Here is a 17,517-nt window from a genome sequence, read left to right as displayed (position 1 = left end):
GAACCAGCAAAAATTCCCCATTATTATTTTCCTACTTTTCTTCAATTACCAAATTAGGTAATCCTTCCAGTTTTTCCATTGGTTCTGGCTCATCGACGGTAGGAACAAAGATTTGTATAGCTTTAGGAAGACACCTAATCTCAGCTGGTCCTGCTTCCATGACTTCCCCATCAATAACTACTTTTTGAGGAGGATTAGTTGTAATTTTAAATTGCTTCGCACGCATGTAACCTACATCATCGCGTTCGGCGCCATTACCAGAAGATGCAGTTTGAAACAGATGAATGGCTGTTGCGATGGCGGCGGTTTTTGTTGCAGGCGCCACAATTGTCATATCAAGCAAGCCATCATCTACAATAATACCAGCTGAACCTTGAGCAAGTATAGACGTTGGGGGTGCGGCATTAGCAACGGTAACTGCTGATGCAGTTGTCTTAACTATCTTATCGTCAGTCTCAATTTCAACGTCAAAACTTTCTAACTGTCGCAACTCCTTTAACCCTGCGAGTATATACGCCATTACACCCAAACGATTTTTAGATTCCCGGTCAGCAGCTTCAACTGCGTCAGCTTCAAACCCAATACCTGCTAGCAACACCATTGGGCGCCCATTACAATTAGCTGCATCAATTGTCCGAGTTAATCCTTGTAAAATAACTTCGCAGGCGCCTGGAATTGTGTCAGGAATTCCCAATGCATTGGCAAAAGCATTTGCAGTACCGCGCGATATTATCCCAAATTTAATATCAGTACCAATAACAGCTTCAGCAGCAGCACTAAGCGTCCCATCTCCTCCAGACGCAATAATTGCTTCAACTCCACGCTTTACTGCTTCTGCTGCAAGTTCATCGGCACCAACTTCTTTTGTAGTTAATTGAATATCAAGATTTATTTCAGGTTCTAAAATCGAACGAATCTGTGCTAGTTCAGACTCTGGGTTTCCTTGACCCGCAACCGGGTTAAATATAAGACAAGCTGAACGGCTCATAGGATATTTTAAGAATATAATTACTTAATTAAATATAAAAACATTATTTACCTATATAGAGCGCTTAGTCTTCCTTCTACCGATAGGTTTGATGTTCATCCTTATTGCTGAACTAATTGATCCCCCCAACCCCCTTATTAAGGGGGGCTAAGAATTATCTCTTATTCCCCCCTTATCAAGGGGGGCTAGGGGGGATCATCATGAGTTAACTTTTATAAACATTGGTTAAGTGTAGCAGCGAAAGCCTTATCTCTAGCTTTTATAGCCAGAATTCATTACCTAACTTGGTTTTCAGCCAAATTATGCCAGACATATTACTTTACAATGTATACATTTTTGAAGCACTAAGTGCGGTTATTTAACGTTACTTCGTAAAGATATATTAAAACGTCAAAAACAAACTTGTCTCAAATCCACAAGGCATAGCTCAAATGGGGCATTCACTGCGGTAGTCTAGATCAGTAACTAGTCTCCTGTTTTGATAAACTGCTTTATGACATCTGTTGTTTCCAGTCCCCAACGTACAATTCGCATTGGTTCTCGTAAAAGTCAACTAGCCCTGGTGCAAACGTACTGGGTACAAGAACAACTCCAGAAGAGCTTTCCAGAAATAAAGTTTGAAGTTCACACAATGGCAACTCAAGGAGACAAAATTCTTGATGTAGCTTTAGCAAAAATTGGTGACAAAGGACTTTTTACGAAAGAACTCGAACTGGGGATGATAAATCAGGAGATTGACTTTGCGGTTCACTCGCTCAAAGATTTGCCAACTCGTTTACCCGAAGGTTTGGCACTAGCAGCAATAACCGAGCGAGAAAATCCTGCTGATGCTTTGGTTGTTCACGAAAAATATAAAGATAAACAAATTGATACACTACCAGAAGGCGCCATAATTGGTTCTTCATCGCTGCGACGGTTAGCACAATTGCGTCATCATTTCCCGCATTTAGAATTTAAAGACGTGCGTGGTAATTTGAATACTCGTTTAGCAAAATTAGACGCAGGTGAGTACGACGCGCTAATTTTAGCTGTAGCGGGTTTAGAGCGCTTAGGGATGGGTGACCGTGTACACCAAGTATTACCCAAAGAAATATCACTTCACGCAGTAGGTCAAGGTGCATTAGGTATCGAGTGTCGAGCTTCGGATACTGATTTAATATCGATGCTCAAAGCAATCGAACATCCGAAAACAAGAGACCGTTGTCTTGCCGAACGTGCGTTTTTACGTGATTTAGAAGGTGGTTGTCAAGTTCCTATCGGTGTAAACACTGAAATAACTGGTAACACACTTACCCTTTCTGGAATTGTCGCCAGCGTTGATGGTCAAAGATTTGTAAAAGATAGCGTCTCCGGTGCTTGTGAAGATGCCGAAAAATTAGGAACACAATTGGCAGACCTTTTACGTAGTCAAGGCGCCCAACCAATTCTCGAAGAAATCTTCCAAACCGTTCAACGTGGATCATAATCACCAAATTTGTTCACGTAGAGACCGAATTAATTCGGTCTCTACATTCATGGCGAAATAAACATGCGGATTTTATTTGTAGCAGCAGAAGCGGCGCCAGTAGCCAAAATCGGCGGAATGGGCGATGTCGTCGGGGCATTACCAAAAATTTTGAGAAAGATGGGGCATGATGTCAGGATATTTTTGCCTTATTACGGCTTTTTAGCTGACAAAATGGAAATTCCCTCTGAACCAGTTTGGCAAGGTAACGCCATGTTTCAAGACTTTCATGTTTACGAAAGTGTGTTACCTGGTACTGATGTTCCGTTATATTTATTTGGACATCCAGCTTTTGACCCTCGTCGTGTTTATGGGGGTGAAGATGAAGCTTGGCGGTTTACTTTCTTTTCTAACGGCGCCGCAGAATTTTGTTGGAACTATTGGAAACCTGAAATTGTCCACTGTCACGATTGGCATACAGGCATGATACCCGTGTGGATGCACCAATCACCAGATATTAGTACTGTATTTACAATTCATAACCTAGCTTATCAAGGGCCGTGGCGTGGTTACTTAGAAAAAGTAACTTGGTGTCCGTGGTATATGCAAGGACATAACGTCATGGCAGCAGCAGTGCAATTTGCAGATAGAGTAAATACTGTATCTCCAACTTATGCCGAGCAAATAAAAACAGCAGCTTACGGCGAAAAGATAGAAGGATTGTTATCATTCATAAGCGGCAGATTATCTGGTATTTTAAACGGTATAGATACTGAAGTATTTGACCCCAAAACAGATAAATATATACCTGAAAACTTCACTCCCGAAACTTTAAAGAAGCGCAACAAAAATAAAGTCGCATTGCAAGAAGAAGTTGGCTTAGAAGTTAACAAAAATGCCTTTTTAATTGGTATGGTAACACGCCTAGTCGAGCAAAAAGGAATAGATATAGTATTACAAATCCTTGAAAAACTATTATCTTATACCGATTCTCAAATAGTACTATTAGGCACAGGCGATAGAAATTATGAAAGCCAAATGTGGCAAATGGCATCGCGTTTTCCAGGAAGGGTAGCCACCTACTTACTTTACAACGATGCATTAGCACGACGCATTTATGCAGGTAGTGATGGATTTTTGATGCCAAGTCGTTTTGAACCCTGCGGTATTAGTCAAATGATGGCATTACGCTACGGTTCGATTCCTATTGTGCGTCGTACAGGAGGACTAGTAGACACAGTAAAACATCATGAGCCAATGAATCAAACTGGTACAGGTTACTGTTTCGACCGCTACGAACCATTAGACTTATATACTTGTTTAATACGTGCGTGGGAAGGTTTCCGCTACAAACCCCAATGGCAAGCATTACAGCAACGTGCAATGCAGCAAGACTTTAGTTGGTATCAATCAGCAAAGCAATACATAAAATTGTACCGCTCCATACTAGGTTTACCCGAAGAAGAAATTATAGAGGAGCAAACACAGCAACAAGAAGTAACCGAGGTACAAGAAGCAGTTGCCAGCCCCAGCTAATAAATACAAATATATTACAATCATCTTGTGGAGCAGGCATCCCTGCCTGCCCCTACACAATTTACCCTTACATCTGGCAAATCAAATTCTGCTGCAAACCAATATCAGGCGCCACACTTGCCGATTGTAATAACACCTTACCAGAAGTTGTACGAACTAATAACGTTGCTTCTGTGATAGGGTCGCCAACTTTCCATTTTGAATTAGTTGATATTGTTGGTACAACTGATGAACTATTTGCAAAAGGTATTGTAGACTCAACTTGTATTAATTGATAAGGTAAATCAGAATCGTTGGGATTTTCGGCAATACCACCATTACCTGAAACAACAAAACGTCCCTGTTGTTGATTACGATTCGCCAAGCAACTAGACGAAACAATATTGTCTGTATTTACAAAATTTGATGCTTGCTCTCGAAGCGAACTATCTTGTTTAACATCTAAGGTGGTGATATTGATTTCCCCATTAATTCCAAGTTCACTAGTAGCATTAATATCACTATCGTTGGAACGGAAAATGCCTTGGGTATTAATATTAATATTGCCACCTCGACCTTGAATAGCATTTGCAGTAATATCACTGTTTTCAAGTTGCGTTATCGCTTTAACATTCAAATAGATGTTTCCACCATCACCCGTACCCCCAGCACTAGTGGTCATAGTACTATTGCGACGCATAATCAAAGTATTTGCATCTAAAAATATATTGCCACCCTCACCCAATCTAGTCGTAGCAGACAAGCTTCCTTTATTATCAAGCAGCACCGATCTAGCATTTATTTCCAAGACGCCAGCATTAGTTGGTCCATTATTAGTAACAGTGACTATTCCCCCATCTCGAACCAATAAACGGTCAGAATTAATTTTTATTCCTCCAGCTTTTCCAGTGGGAATTGATTCATAACCATTTATAACTGTACGAACATCACCAAAAACTGCTGATGAGGTGATAGTGCCTCCACGGACATCAACAAGTTTAGATGCATTAATTGTTACACTTCCAGCATTTCCACTTCCTGTTGTAGCAGCATTAATTCTTGCTCCTTCCTGTAAAGTTAATTGCTGAGTATTGACAATTAAACTGCCACCATCACCTACACCAGAACTACCAACCCTTAAATCAGTTGGCCCATCAAAAACAGGGTCTTTACCAGAAAGTTTTATATCCTCTGCATTGAGTACGAAATTTCCCCCGGCGCCACCACCAAAAGATGCTGTCGAGAAAAGGGTGCCATTTGAAGCGGTAAATTGTTTGGTTGATATAGTCAAATCTCCAGCACCACCTGTAGCAGTTCTACCATTCACAGTCAAAAAGGCGCCACTAAAGAAACGAGGATTGGAAACTGCAGAACCATCAGCGATTATAGAATTTGAGGCATTAATAACCGCATCGCCACCTTTCCCAGTTGCAAAAGTTCTTGTGGAAACTTGCCCACCTCCTTGAAATATCAAATCCTTAGTAGAAACTTGAATCTTCCCACTAGCTGCTGATGTTGTTGTTTCCGAGGTTAGTTGAGTACGAATTCTTCCATCTGTAGTTGCACCTGTAAGCTTGATTAATTCTGAGGCATTCACAGCAATGATACCTGCCGACGCCTGTGAAGTTCCTGTTTGAATCAAACCTAAAGACCCATCAGTCAAACTTATTTGCCTTCCAGAAATATAAATACCACCATCACCACTAGATTCGCTGGCATCTATCAATGATTTTTGCGATAATGCAATATCCCGAAACTCAGAAACTCCAGCATAACTAAGCCCAAACCCTGTCGAAGTCGAACCTAAATCTACATTTCCCCCAGCAACACTTCCCAACTCTACACGTCCCATTTCAGCAAGGAGTTGACCACCTTCTAAAGAAATATCCCCTCCAACTAACGCCAATGTTTTTCCAGGTTTTACAGCTAACCCATTTGCATTAGTTTCTCGTTGAAAAGGTGGAAAAGCTTGGCCAGGTAACTGTTGATAAGTGAGATTATGACCTGCACCATTAACTCTAATTGCCACAGGATTACTGCCAAACCCTAATCCCACAGGTACACTTACGGTTAACACAGGGTTCAGTTGGCTGCTAGTAGCGCTATACTGTGTGCCATCAGCAAAATTAATACTAGTTGCCGTTGTGCCTAAAAACGACCCCTTCACATCTAACTTTCCACTCGCACCAAATACAATGCCATTAGGATTCATCAAAAACAAATTCGCATCACCCAGAACACCAAGAGTACCGTTAATACTAGAAGCGTTATTTCCTGTAACTCGTGTAAAGATGTTTGTTACATCTATTGGATTAGAAAAGTAAACGCTTCTTCCTGCTCCCGTATTAAACTCGCTAAAACTGTGGAATAAATTACTACTACTCTTTGCTCCACCATCTATCCGTTCACTTAAAATCCCATTAATTAGCTGATTTGGCGTTACGATACTACCGACACTAGCATCAGGAATAACTTGCGCGATTGACATTGCAGGAAAAAGCAAAACAAGGAAAGTGGGAATTAAATGTGTTATTTTATACATCAATCTGATTTTAAGTACATATGTTTAACTATATATTTCCCATAAAAGATATAAAAATTTACAAATTATTTTAGATATTGCTTTAGCATCACTTCTCGGCGGCGCCAGTCGCAAAAAAGTTTAAGATGAGTGTGATTTTGGTGTGTTTTTTGGGAATCCTAAGTCCAGCAAGAGGTTTTAACAAAACTAATTGCCAACCACAGTAAACACATATCGAGAAGAAAATCATGCCTAAGCCAAGTTTTTCCGGTGGTCGCAGCGTAAACCAAGTTGCACTTGAGACAGATGTAGCTATAGCAATAATTGGTATTTTTTCAGCGTTTGCAGATGAAGAAGGTTTGAGCGCAGAAGAAAGCGAAGCTCTATGCGAAATGCTTTGTAGCACATCAGAATTTGAAGAATACTCAGAAGAAGAATTACAAAGCTTAGTAGACTCAGCAATGGAAGTTTACGAGCACTCAGGTGTAGCAGGTGCAATAGAACTAGCAATTGCATCGTTAGATAGCAAAGAAGATAGAGAAGTTGCTTATATCACCGCAGTTTGTGTTGTTGCAGTTGATGGTGAAGTTCCTTCAAATGAAGAAGAATATATCAACGACCTTCAAAAAGCCTTAAAAATCTCTGACTCACGCTCATCTGAGATTTTAGACGAATTGTTCGGAGAAGACGAAGAAGAAGAGTAAAAATTCTTTATAGACCTCTATCAAATTTGATGGTGGTGTGGCGCCTCTTTTAACTATAGAACAGGTGTTACATCACCTCAAATTTATATATTTGGTTTTGAATAGTCTAGTAGCAAAAAACATTCTCCTGAGTTATGGAATCCCTACCCAACCGAGCGAATAACCGCAGTAAATCAAAAAAATTACCTTTACGCCTTATACTTGTAGTTCCTTTCATCCTACAAATCTTTGCAGCAGTAGGATTAACGGGGTATTTATCGTTGCGTAACGGGCAGAAAGCAGTAAATGAGCTTGCGACAAGACTAAGTGGAGAAGTTAGTTCACGTATTAACCAACATTTAGATAATTATTTAGATACTGCTCGTCATCTAGCCAAGATCAATGGAGATGCAATGGACTTGGGGTTGTTGGAACCACAGAATCAGGAAAAGATGGGGCATTACTTCTGGAAGCAAGTAAATTTGTATAATGTTGGCTATGTTAGTTTTGGAACTCCAACATATGAATTTACAGGCGCCGGATATTATCTAGACCCAACTAAACCAGTAATTAGCTCTATATCTCCAAAGGAACAGGGTAACAGAGATCTGAATGTTTACGAGACTAACTCTAATGGGAATCGGATTAAGGTTTTTGACATTTATAAGAATTATGAGTTTGATAAAGAAGCTTGGTTCGCACAGACAGTGCAAGCTGGTAAACCAATGTGGAGTCCAGTTTATCAGTGGGAAACAACTCCCTTTCCTCTAGCAGTTTCTGCTAACCGTCCTGTCTACGATAAAAATAACAACCTAATTGGAGTAATGAATGTTGACCAACGCTTGACACAAATAAGAGATTTTCTACGTCAAGTCAAAGTCAGCTTATCAGGAAAAAGTTTTATTTTGGAAAGTAGTGGTTTACTTATAGCATCATCGAGTCAAGAAGAACCGTTTAAGATTATTGAAGGCAAACCAAAAAGACTTTTAGCGACAGATAGTAGTGATAAATTAATTCAATCTACAGCTAAATATTTACAACAGAATTTTGGTAATTTTAATAAAATCAAAGATGCACAAAATCTTGAGTTTATGCAAAATGGTCAGCGGCAGTTCGTTCAAGTGACCCCTTGGCGTGATGAGTGGGGGTTAGATTGGCTTGTAGTGGTTGCCGTTCCGGAATCTGATTTTATGGCACAAATCAACGCCAATACTCGCACTACAATTATGCTGTGTCTTGGCGCCTTAGTTCTAGCAACAATTTTAGGTATTTATACATCACGTTGGATTGCCCGTCCCATATTAGTTTTGAATCAAGCATCAGAAGCTATAGCGTCAGGAAAACTTGACCAACAAGTTTTAGAGTCAAATGTAAATGAACTTGGCATGTTGGGACAATCATTTAACCGCATGGCACAGCAGTTACGCGATTCTTTTGCAGTCCTAGAAACAAGGGTAGAAGAACGTACACAACAACTACAAGCAGCCAAAGAAGTTGCAGACAATGCTAATAAAGCTAAAAGTGAGTTCCTAGCGAATATGAGTCATGAGTTGCGAACTCCTCTCAATGGTATTCTTGGTTATTCTCAAATTCTGCGACGTTCAGAACCTTTAACAGACAGTGGAAGTAAAGGTGTTGAAATTATCCATCAATGTGCTTCACATTTATTGACTTTAATTAATGATATTCTCGACCTTTCCAAAATTGAAGCGCGCAAAATGGAATTGCACCCAGTAGATTTTCACTTTCTTTCTTTTTTGGAAGGAGTTTCTGAAATTTGTCGTGTTCGGGCAGAACAAAAAGGTATTGCTTTTATTTATCAACCAGATGCACAATTGCCAAGTGGTTTGCGTGCAGATGAAAAACGATTACGTCAAGTATTAATTAACCTGCTTGGCAATGCAATTAAATTTACCGACACTGGAGGAGTTACTTTTAAAATAGATGTTATCAACCAATCACCTGCAAGTAAAGGACTAACTAAATTTCGTTTTGAAATTAAAGATACAGGTGTAGGGATGACTCCCGAACAGTTGGAAAAGATATTTTTACCGTTTGAGCAAGTCGGTGATACTAAAAAACAATCTGAAGGTACAGGTTTAGGGTTAGCGATTAGCTTAAAAATTATCTCGTTGATGAATAGTAAAATTGAAGTTGAGAGTACACCCTCGCAAGGAAGTACTTTTTGGTTTGAAGTGGAATTACCAGAAGCACCTAATTGGGCAGAAAGTAATAGAGTGGCGCCGCAAGGTAGAATTATTGGATATAAAGGAGAAAAGCAAAAAATTCTCGTTGTTGATGACAAGTGGGAAAATCGTTCGGTAATTGTAAATTTGCTGCAACCAATTGGTTTTGAAGTAGCAGAAGCAGATAACGGTAAAGAAGGATTAGAAAAAGCTTTCTCATTGGCGCCTGACTTAATTATTACCGATTTGGTAATGCCCGTAATGCATGGCTTTGACTTAATACAAAATATACGTCAATCAGAAGATTTTGCCAACGTAATAATTATAGCTTCTTCTGCAAGTGTTTTTGAAATCGATCAATATAAGAGTTTAGATGCTGGTGCTAATGCGTTTTTACCCAAACCAGTACAAATAGAGACTTTGCTTGAACTCATTGGTAAATATTTATTAATTGAGTGGGTATATCAAGACACTAACGATAATAAAAAGTCTCTAAATCAGCCAATTCAATCTGACACCATCATTTTACCATCAGAGGAGATATTAACAAACTTATACAATATTGCCAAACAAGGTGATGTATATAAAATAATAGACGAAGCAAATCAATTAAAAGAAACTGATGTGAATTTGGCGCCTTTTGCCCAAAAAATAATAGTCTTAGCAGAAAACTTCCAAATAAAACCTTTGTGGGAATATATTGGCGGATTTATAAATCAATAGAAACCTGGTTTCTTTGTCAATAAATTGTAATAAAAGCAAAGATTTTACATAGAAACCAGGTTTCTTTATACAAATAATTAATAAAAAACTATGTCACATACAAGCTTTATTTTAATTGTCGATGATAACCCCACTAACCTCTCAGTACTAGCGCAAACGCTGAGAAGTGAAGGTTTTGCAATTCGTATAGCACCCGATGGAGTCAGCGCACTACAGCAACTCGAAGAAGTTTATAGCAGTGTGGCATTAATCTTGCTTGATGTTCAAATGCCAGGAATCGATGGTTTTGAAACTTGTCGGCGCCTTAAAGCAAATCCGCAAACCCATGATATACCAGTAATTTTTATGACTGCGCTTGCAGATACCGAAAGTAAAGTCAAAGGATTATCATTAGGCGCCGTAGACTATATAACAAAACCCTTTGAAGGAGAAGAAGTACTGGCACGCATCCGCATTCACTTACAAATGCGAGAGTTAACAAAACAACTTCAAAAATCAAGTACACTACTTGAACAAAGAGTAACAGAGCGAACATCAGCGCTACAATCAGCACAAGTACAGTTAGTCCAACAAGAAAAATTTGCCACAATTGGACAATTAATAGCAGGGGTTGCCCATGAAATCAATAACCCTGTTGGCTGTATCGTTAATAATGTGGCGCCTGCACATGAGTATTTAAACTCACTTATAAACATTTTTCATCTTTATCAAAAACATTATCCAGACCCAGCACCTGAAATTGAACAAGCACTAATAAACGAAGATATAGACTTTGTGCTTAAAGATTTAGCCAAACTTATTGAGTCAGTACAGGTTAGTGCTTTGCGAATTAAAGATATATCAGTCACACTACGCTCATTTTCTAGAAATGATTCTACAACCAAAGTACTTGCTGATATACATGAAGGAATCGACAGCACATTGTTAATATTGCAACACCGTCTAAAAGCATCCGGTAAACGTCCAGCAATTCAAGTAATTAAACAATATGGTGACTTGCCACAAATAAAATGCTATCCAGGGTTACTTAACCAAGTACTTATGAACTTATTAGCAAATGCGATTGAAGCATTAGAAGAGGGAATGGAAAATCAACAAGAATTTATTCCTCAAATTAATATTCACACTCAAGTAAGTAATACTTCTACTCCCTGCATAACCATCCAAATTGCCGATAACGGAATTGGAATGAGTGAACAAATCAAACAACGACTATTTGAACCACTATTTACAACCAAACCAGCAGATAAAGGAACAGGGTTAGGACTATCCATAGCGCGTCAAATTATCGAAGACAAACATAACGGGCGCCTTACTTGTTCTTCACAGCTTGGACGTGGTACAGAATTTATAATCAGCTTGCCCATATAATTTATAAAAATTAAATTAATTATCTTGTGGAATGGGCATTGTCTTGTGGAATGGGCATTGTCTTGTGGAATGGGCATCCTTGCCCGTTCCAAATATAGAGGGCCTACAAGAAACAGTAAGTATCTATATATAGTCAATCTAGTATCACCTTTAAACTCTTACATTGGATTCATGAAAAAAGGCGCCTTACTCCCTATTTATGGCTTGGTTGGATTAATTTTGGCAGTTATGCTAAGTATTAGTACTCCTGCAAAAACGCAAACCGTTAATTCTACTTCAAGTTTTATTTATCCTGCACAAGGAATATTATCGCGTGGTTTTCGTAAATATCAGCACGAAGGAATTGATATAGCAGGCGCCAGTGGCACACCAATTTATGCAGCAGCAGCAGGTAAAGTAATAAAATCAGGTTGGGATGATTGGGGATTAGGTAACGCAATCACAATTCAACATCCAGATGGTCGAGTCACTGTGTATGGTCATAATCGGCGCCTGTTAGTAAAGCTTGGGCAACAAATTAACCAAGGTCAAATAATAGCAGAGATGGGGTCTACAGGTAACAGTTCTGGACCCCATCTTCATTTTGAAATCCATACTAACAAGCGTACAGCAGTTGATCCTATTGCTTTTCTACCATCACAAAACACAGCGACTGTAAATACAACACAAATTGCGACATGCAAAGGTACAACATTAATTGCAGGTGAAACCAAAAACGCGCGCGTCAAAGTCTGCCAAGAGAAAGGTCAATTGTTCTATATTGGCGAACTAAAACAAAACCCTAATCAACCAGTTAAATTACCCGCTTGGAGCATTAGCAATTCCAAATACCGCGCAGAAAACGGTACCTTTTCTTACTTTGTCACCCCAGAGGGAGTTGAAATTTGGCGAAACGGGCGCCGCTTCCGTAACGATATATTTTACACCAATCAAAGTTGATCAGAACTAGTCCCCCGAATTTATGGGGGATTTCCCATCCGGAAGAATGTAACAAATTTTATATTTTCTTAATTTCACTCTCAGTAAGAACGTTTTAAGATAAACAGTAACCAAAGATACATTCAAGCAAATCGGCTTTCTGAATGAGAAATCAGGAGAAAGCTAAAGCATTTCTAGATTTCTCATGTCTTAGAAACCCTATTTGTGACTTCAAATAACTATTAATATTAGGAGATTCAACATGGAATATCTAGCTTATTCTTCAATGTTTGATGCGAACGAGACAGTAGAACCAGAATTAGGACTCCCCGAAATACAATTTAATTTCAAAACACTTTTTAACCAAAACCTATTTAAATCAACAAGCTTGGCACTAGCAAGTCTTGGTCTTGTGTTTGCAACATTCTCTGAAGCACAAGCAGCAGTTACAGGATTTGTTCGCACGAGTGGCAGTTGTTTACGAGTGCGTACTCAACCAAGTTTGAATTCACGAGTCGTTGGATGTTTACCAAACGGTTTGCGAGTATCAGCTATTGTAGATACCGAAAACGGTTTTACTCGACTAAGTTCAGGTTACTACGTAGCAACTCGATTTATAAATGCTCGTGCAGGAGGAGGAAACGTTGCTGGACCTGGTGTTGGTGGACCAGTTACTCTGGGTGTAGGTTCAGCAGGCGCCCCAGTTTCACAAGTTCAGCGTCGTCTCGGAATAGCACAAACTGGATATTACGGTACAATAACACAACGCGCAGTGCGTAACTTCCAAATTAATAACGGCTTACTCGCTGATGGTCGAGTTGGACCACAAACCAGAATTGCAATGGGACTGTAGTTGTAAGGTCGCCATTGGCAACCCTACTAGTCCATGTCATAAGTTTTGGCTGGTTGGTTTGCAACAGATGTAACGGATGTAACGGATGATTTATTTGTTACTAACAAGATTTTCAAACTTTCGGCGCCTCCTTTAAACGAATCAACTATCCGTTACATCCGTTTCACATCCGTTGTTAAAATATACATCCATGTAGAGACGCGATTAAATGGCGTCTCTACAACGCACAATTTTTTATAAGTGGTTTAGCTGATTAAACTTCGAGCAAGTTAGAGGAAAAATTTCTGGAACACTGCAAATCTTGTAATTGTGTTCGTACATTACTATATGCTTGTGGGTTTAATGGCTGCATAACTGCTCCAATAGAACCAATTTGACGAGCGGGAAGTCCCATATCATGCAACAAAGTGTCTAAATAGTAAAAATTTGAGCCAAAGATACAAGTGCCCCCATACCCATCATATCCGTGGATTTTACGCCATTCTAAATCTGCTTTAATTTCAGCAACCAATTTCTCTTTTGATGGTAAACAGAGATTTCCTTTTACAAATTCTACTAACCAACGGGCGCTGATATCGCTAGTTAAGCTTGTAGAATATCCAACAGTGTAACCCACAAAGCCAAGATTTGGAACGTTTGGGTTAATTAAATTGCGGTATAAATGAAAATATCCCTCTTCATCAAGACACTGGCGCCGATATTTATCTTCAAGGAAGGGTAGAGCTTGCCGAAACCCAGTACCAAACACTACAACATCAGCGTTTAATTTCTCACCCGACGCTAATTTAACACCATTTTCTACAAATCGTGTAATTGATGTTTTGTGCTTATGTATTTTTTGACTACGGATATGGTTGTAAAAATTTTTAGGCGCCAGGTTAACAGTCGCGTTAATAGAGTTGATTAGGGGTTTTTCTGGCACCAGTCCCAAAGCATCTAACTTAAAACTGTTGCGTAGAATAGCTTCATTGAGGCGCCAGAATAATTTTACTAGTGGTTTTCCCTTGGAATGTAGCCATGTTTGTATAGAATTTGCCTTGTATTTCGGAGTCATCGCTTCTGTAAAGCGTGTAAATAGCAAAAATTTAAAGTTAATTAGTCCAAAGAAAAAGATTGGTATTTTCCAGTTGGTTTTGCGGAAAACCATATGGCACTTGGAGGCATGTTCTGCTGCTAGCATCGCGATATCACACGCCGACTTTCCAAAACCTACGACTACAACAGGTTTATCTTTTAGTTGAGCAATTGAGTTGACTTGTGTAGTATGTAATACTGTACCACCACTTTCTTTAAAGGTATCAATCCCTGGTACTTGTGGAATATTGGGAATGTGATAAATACCGTTACAAATGACTACGAAATTAAAATTTTGTGTTATTGTATTACCCTCGGATGTACGAAGCGTTACCACCCATCCTTTATACCCATCATCTATTGCATTTAGTCCTATGACTTCCGTGTTAAATTGAATTCGTTCTGACACACCGAAGTGATTGGCATATGATTCAAGGTAAGCATTTACTTGTTCACCGCTAGGCCATTCTGGGTAAGAATTTGGCATCGGATAATCAGGGTATGAATATATTCTGCCTTGTGTTTGAGTTGTAACACCAGGATAACGTCGTGATTTTTCCCAAACTCCTCCAATGGAAGCTTGCTTTTCATAAACTTGTACTTCGTAACCTTCTTCTATGAAAGTCTTAGCTGCTGCTAAACCGCTAATTCCTGCCCCTATCACGCAAATTTTTTCTATCAACATATACTAATATTCAAATTTGATAGCCGTTGGCTTATTTAATTTTGCTTACTTCAACCGTAACATTGCTGCGATTAGTATGCAATATTAGATACAGTGTATATGCAGAAGGACAGCCCAGCAGTTATAAATGTGTAGATAGAGTCGTAAAATATACATGTCCAAACATCATGCTTTTAAAGCAGCAGTTGTACAAGCTGCACCAGTGTTTTTTGACCTTCAAGGGACAGTAGATAAAGCTGTTGCATTAATAGACGAAGCTGGAGCAAGTGGCGCCAAGCTAATTGCATTTCCCGAAACTTGGATACCTGGCTATCCTTTCTGGATTTGGCTTGGTTCACCTGCTTGGGGTATGCAATTTGTTCGGCGATATCATGAGAATTCATTGCAAAGCGGCAGTTTCCAAGAACAGCAATTATGTTCTGCCGCCAAACGTAATAGTATTTATATATTGATGGGACATAGTGAGAAAATAGGCGGCAGTCTCTACATGGCTCAATGGCTTATTAGTCCTGAAGGTGAAGTGATTACTCGGCGCCGTAAACTTAAACCAACTCATGTTGAGCGTGCAATGTTTGGTGATGGTGATGGAAGTGACCTTTTAGTTCAGAATACAGACATAGGGAGTATTGGAGCATTGTGTTGTTGGGAGCATTTGCAACCATTAACTAAATACGCTATGTATTCGATGCACGAACAAATCCATATCGCTTCATGGCCCAGTTTTAGCCTGTACAATAATATCGCCTACGCTCTTGGCTCAGAATTAAACATGGCAGCCAGTCAGATATATGCTGCGGAAGGGCAATGCTTTGTATTAGCAGCTTGTGGAGTAGTATCTCAGGAAATGGTTGATTTACTTGTTGATACACCTGAAAAGGCTCAACTTTTTCGTACTGGTGGTGGTTACTCAATGATTTTTGCACCTGATGGTTCACCACTCTGTAAGCATTTACCTGAACATGAGGAAGGAATACTTTACGCTGATATTGATTTAAGCCTTATTTCCATTGCTAAATCTGTTGCAGACCCAGTTGGACATTACGCGCGTCCTGATGTCACACGCTTAATGCTTAATAAAAATGGCGCCAGTTGTGTTGAAACTTTCTCTACACCAATGATAGTAGGAGATTCATTAGTTGAAGTAGTGGAATAAAGTTTAATCTATAGTTTTAGGATGGACAAAGACACCCCTAACTTTGCTGGAATAGGAATACTGTTCCAGCAAATTCTCTCAGTTCTACAGGGATGCATTAATTGATGATGTCATTGACTCAACAATAAATATTATTATTGTTGTAGGATAATGAAGTACTTTACCTACACATAACTAGTGTGGTGTTGAGTTTTTCTTCCAATGCCAACTCTATAGGATGATTATGAGCATAAGCAAGTAGTTCATACGTCCATTTTGAGAAAATATTAAAAATTTGCTCGACAGCTTCTAGAGCTTCCCGATACTGTATTTCTGTCAAATCAATACTGTTTAATTGCTCCTTTGCTTTTTTTGCATTCATTGAATGTTCACTTTCTACACCTAAGTGCAAATTGCCAAAATAAAAGTATTCTTTTTTAGTAGTTGCCTGAAGTTCAGATGTGATTTTAGATGATATAGAAAAGAATACATCTGCCATTGCTTCAAGAGACTGAATCATCGCTATCTTAATTGGCGCATCTGCTTTTAGGCAATATCCAGCAACTTGATAAGCTATTTGTCGTGTAATCTTGGTTTCTTCACCCCATATAAATCTTAACATGTCACTAAAGAGTAAGGAATTATTAAATCCTAAACTGTCTATATCAGTTAGAAACCAGGGCCAATGCTCGTCATCTTCATAAGTATACTTATTAACAATTTCCTGGATTTTATTATTTGAGTTTTCTTGACGTAAAACATATTTATTTAAGTCACTAAAACTCATTACAAAGTGAGTCATGCATGGTGCAAAACTTAATCTATGCTCAGGTTTTAGACTTCTATCTTGCATAAAATAAAATAAATCTAATTGTGCAAACTGTTGCTTTTTTGCTTCAATTATAGTTAATATTCTTTCCATTGTATTTCCCTATGTGTTTACTATTATCAAGCCCAAGTACACTTTACAAAGCAACCATGATTATTTGCATTTGGGTAAAATGTACTTCAAATGGTAGAGCAACCTGATAAAGCCACAACATATTTCATACACAATGAGATTAAAGCTCTAACTTTATCAAAACGCTTATAATCAGAGTTAAGTCTTCATTGTAAATTGAAATTTACACAACCATTTATTTTTAAGAGTCGTCCTTAGACTACTGCTTATAAATTAAATTTAATTCATTTTGCTTTTTTTGTCACTCGTAAATATTCGGAAATCTATTATTAACTCCGATAGTTAAATTGCCTTAATTGAATTTTAGCACAACAGTATTTATATTTATTTTAAACTAGCTTCATAAAAAAAATATTAAAAATTTAACCTTTCATCAAGCAATTTTATTATTATGTGAAGAATAAACTAATAGTTTCTCAAAGAGACAGAGGTATATAAAGATATAATTGGCTATGATTTAAAC

General features: G+C 38.6%; 12 protein-coding genes. 8 read left to right on the top strand and 4 right to left on the bottom strand.

From position 1 onward, the window contains the following. Window positions 1-31 precede the first annotated feature (31 nt). Window positions 32-988, bottom strand: coding sequence for a YegS/Rv2252/BmrU family lipid kinase (locus DSM106972_RS02165; protein WP_127078385.1), 957 nt, complete (start codon window positions 986-988; stop codon window positions 32-34). 493 nt (window positions 989-1,481) lie between these two features. On the opposite strand from DSM106972_RS02165, the gene hemC reads away from it, so the two are divergent. Further along, window positions 1,482-2,453 carry a hydroxymethylbilane synthase gene (gene hemC, locus DSM106972_RS02160; RefSeq protein ID WP_127078383.1) on the top strand — a complete coding sequence of 324 codons (972 nt, stop codon included), beginning with the start codon at window positions 1,482-1,484 and terminating at the stop codon, window positions 2,451-2,453. Between the two features lie 63 nt (window positions 2,454-2,516). Beyond that, window positions 2,517-3,968 carry a glycogen synthase GlgA gene (gene glgA / locus DSM106972_RS02155; RefSeq protein ID WP_127078381.1) on the top strand — a complete coding sequence of 484 codons (1,452 nt, stop codon included), beginning with the start codon at window positions 2,517-2,519 and terminating at the stop codon, window positions 3,966-3,968. 67 nt (window positions 3,969-4,035) lie between these two features. Here glgA and DSM106972_RS02150 read toward each other — a convergent pair whose 3' ends face one another. Further along, a complete protein-coding gene (locus tag DSM106972_RS02150) occupies window positions 4,036-6,489 on the bottom strand; it encodes a two-partner secretion domain-containing protein (RefSeq protein ID WP_127078379.1) in 2,454 nt (817 codons plus the stop codon). Window positions 6,490-6,716: 227 nt separating this feature from the next. Here DSM106972_RS02150 and DSM106972_RS02145 point away from each other — a divergent pair, with 227 nt between their 5' ends. From DSM106972_RS02145 to DSM106972_RS02125, 5 genes are all read left to right on the top strand, one after another. Then, complete coding sequence (locus DSM106972_RS02145) at window positions 6,717-7,172, top strand: tellurite resistance TerB family protein (protein WP_127078377.1); 456 nt, start codon at window positions 6,717-6,719, stop codon at window positions 7,170-7,172. A gap of 134 nt (window positions 7,173-7,306) precedes the next feature. Continuing rightward, on the top strand, window positions 7,307-10,060 hold the full coding sequence (locus DSM106972_RS02140; RefSeq protein ID WP_127078374.1) for a hybrid sensor histidine kinase/response regulator: 2,754 nt from the start codon (window positions 7,307-7,309) through the stop codon (window positions 10,058-10,060). 90 nt (window positions 10,061-10,150) lie between these two features. Beyond that, complete coding sequence (locus DSM106972_RS02135; RefSeq protein WP_127078372.1) at window positions 10,151-11,431, top strand: sensor histidine kinase; 1,281 nt, start codon at window positions 10,151-10,153, stop codon at window positions 11,429-11,431. Between the two features lie 171 nt (window positions 11,432-11,602). After that, on the top strand, window positions 11,603-12,370 hold the full coding sequence (locus DSM106972_RS02130) for a M23 family metallopeptidase (protein ID WP_186538591.1): 768 nt from the start codon (window positions 11,603-11,605) through the stop codon (window positions 12,368-12,370). Between the two features lie 241 nt (window positions 12,371-12,611). Continuing rightward, window positions 12,612-13,202: a peptidoglycan-binding protein gene (locus DSM106972_RS02125; protein WP_127078370.1), complete on the top strand. Its 591-nt coding sequence runs from the start codon at window positions 12,612-12,614 to the stop codon at window positions 13,200-13,202. A gap of 253 nt (window positions 13,203-13,455) precedes the next feature. Here DSM106972_RS02125 and DSM106972_RS02115 read toward each other — a convergent pair whose 3' ends face one another. Further along, window positions 13,456-14,961: a flavin-containing monooxygenase gene (locus DSM106972_RS02115; RefSeq protein ID WP_127078366.1), complete on the bottom strand. Its 1,506-nt coding sequence runs from the start codon at window positions 14,959-14,961 to the stop codon at window positions 13,456-13,458. A gap of 154 nt (window positions 14,962-15,115) precedes the next feature. Between DSM106972_RS02115 and DSM106972_RS02110 the strand changes: the two genes are divergently transcribed. Then, a complete protein-coding gene (locus DSM106972_RS02110; protein WP_127078364.1) occupies window positions 15,116-16,114 on the top strand; it encodes a carbon-nitrogen hydrolase family protein in 999 nt (332 codons plus the stop codon). Window positions 16,115-16,274: 160 nt separating this feature from the next. On the opposite strand, the gene DSM106972_RS02105 is transcribed toward DSM106972_RS02110, so the two are convergent. Then, window positions 16,275-17,015, bottom strand: coding sequence for a hypothetical protein (locus DSM106972_RS02105; protein WP_127078362.1), 741 nt, complete (start codon window positions 17,013-17,015; stop codon window positions 16,275-16,277). Window positions 17,016-17,517: the final 502 nt, after the last annotated feature.

Source organism: Dulcicalothrix desertica PCC 7102 (genome assembly GCF_003991905.1).
Taxonomy (GTDB): Bacteria; Cyanobacteriota; Cyanobacteriia; order Cyanobacteriales; family Nostocaceae; genus Dulcicalothrix; species Dulcicalothrix desertica.
This window is presented reverse-complemented; position numbering and strand designations above follow the sequence as displayed.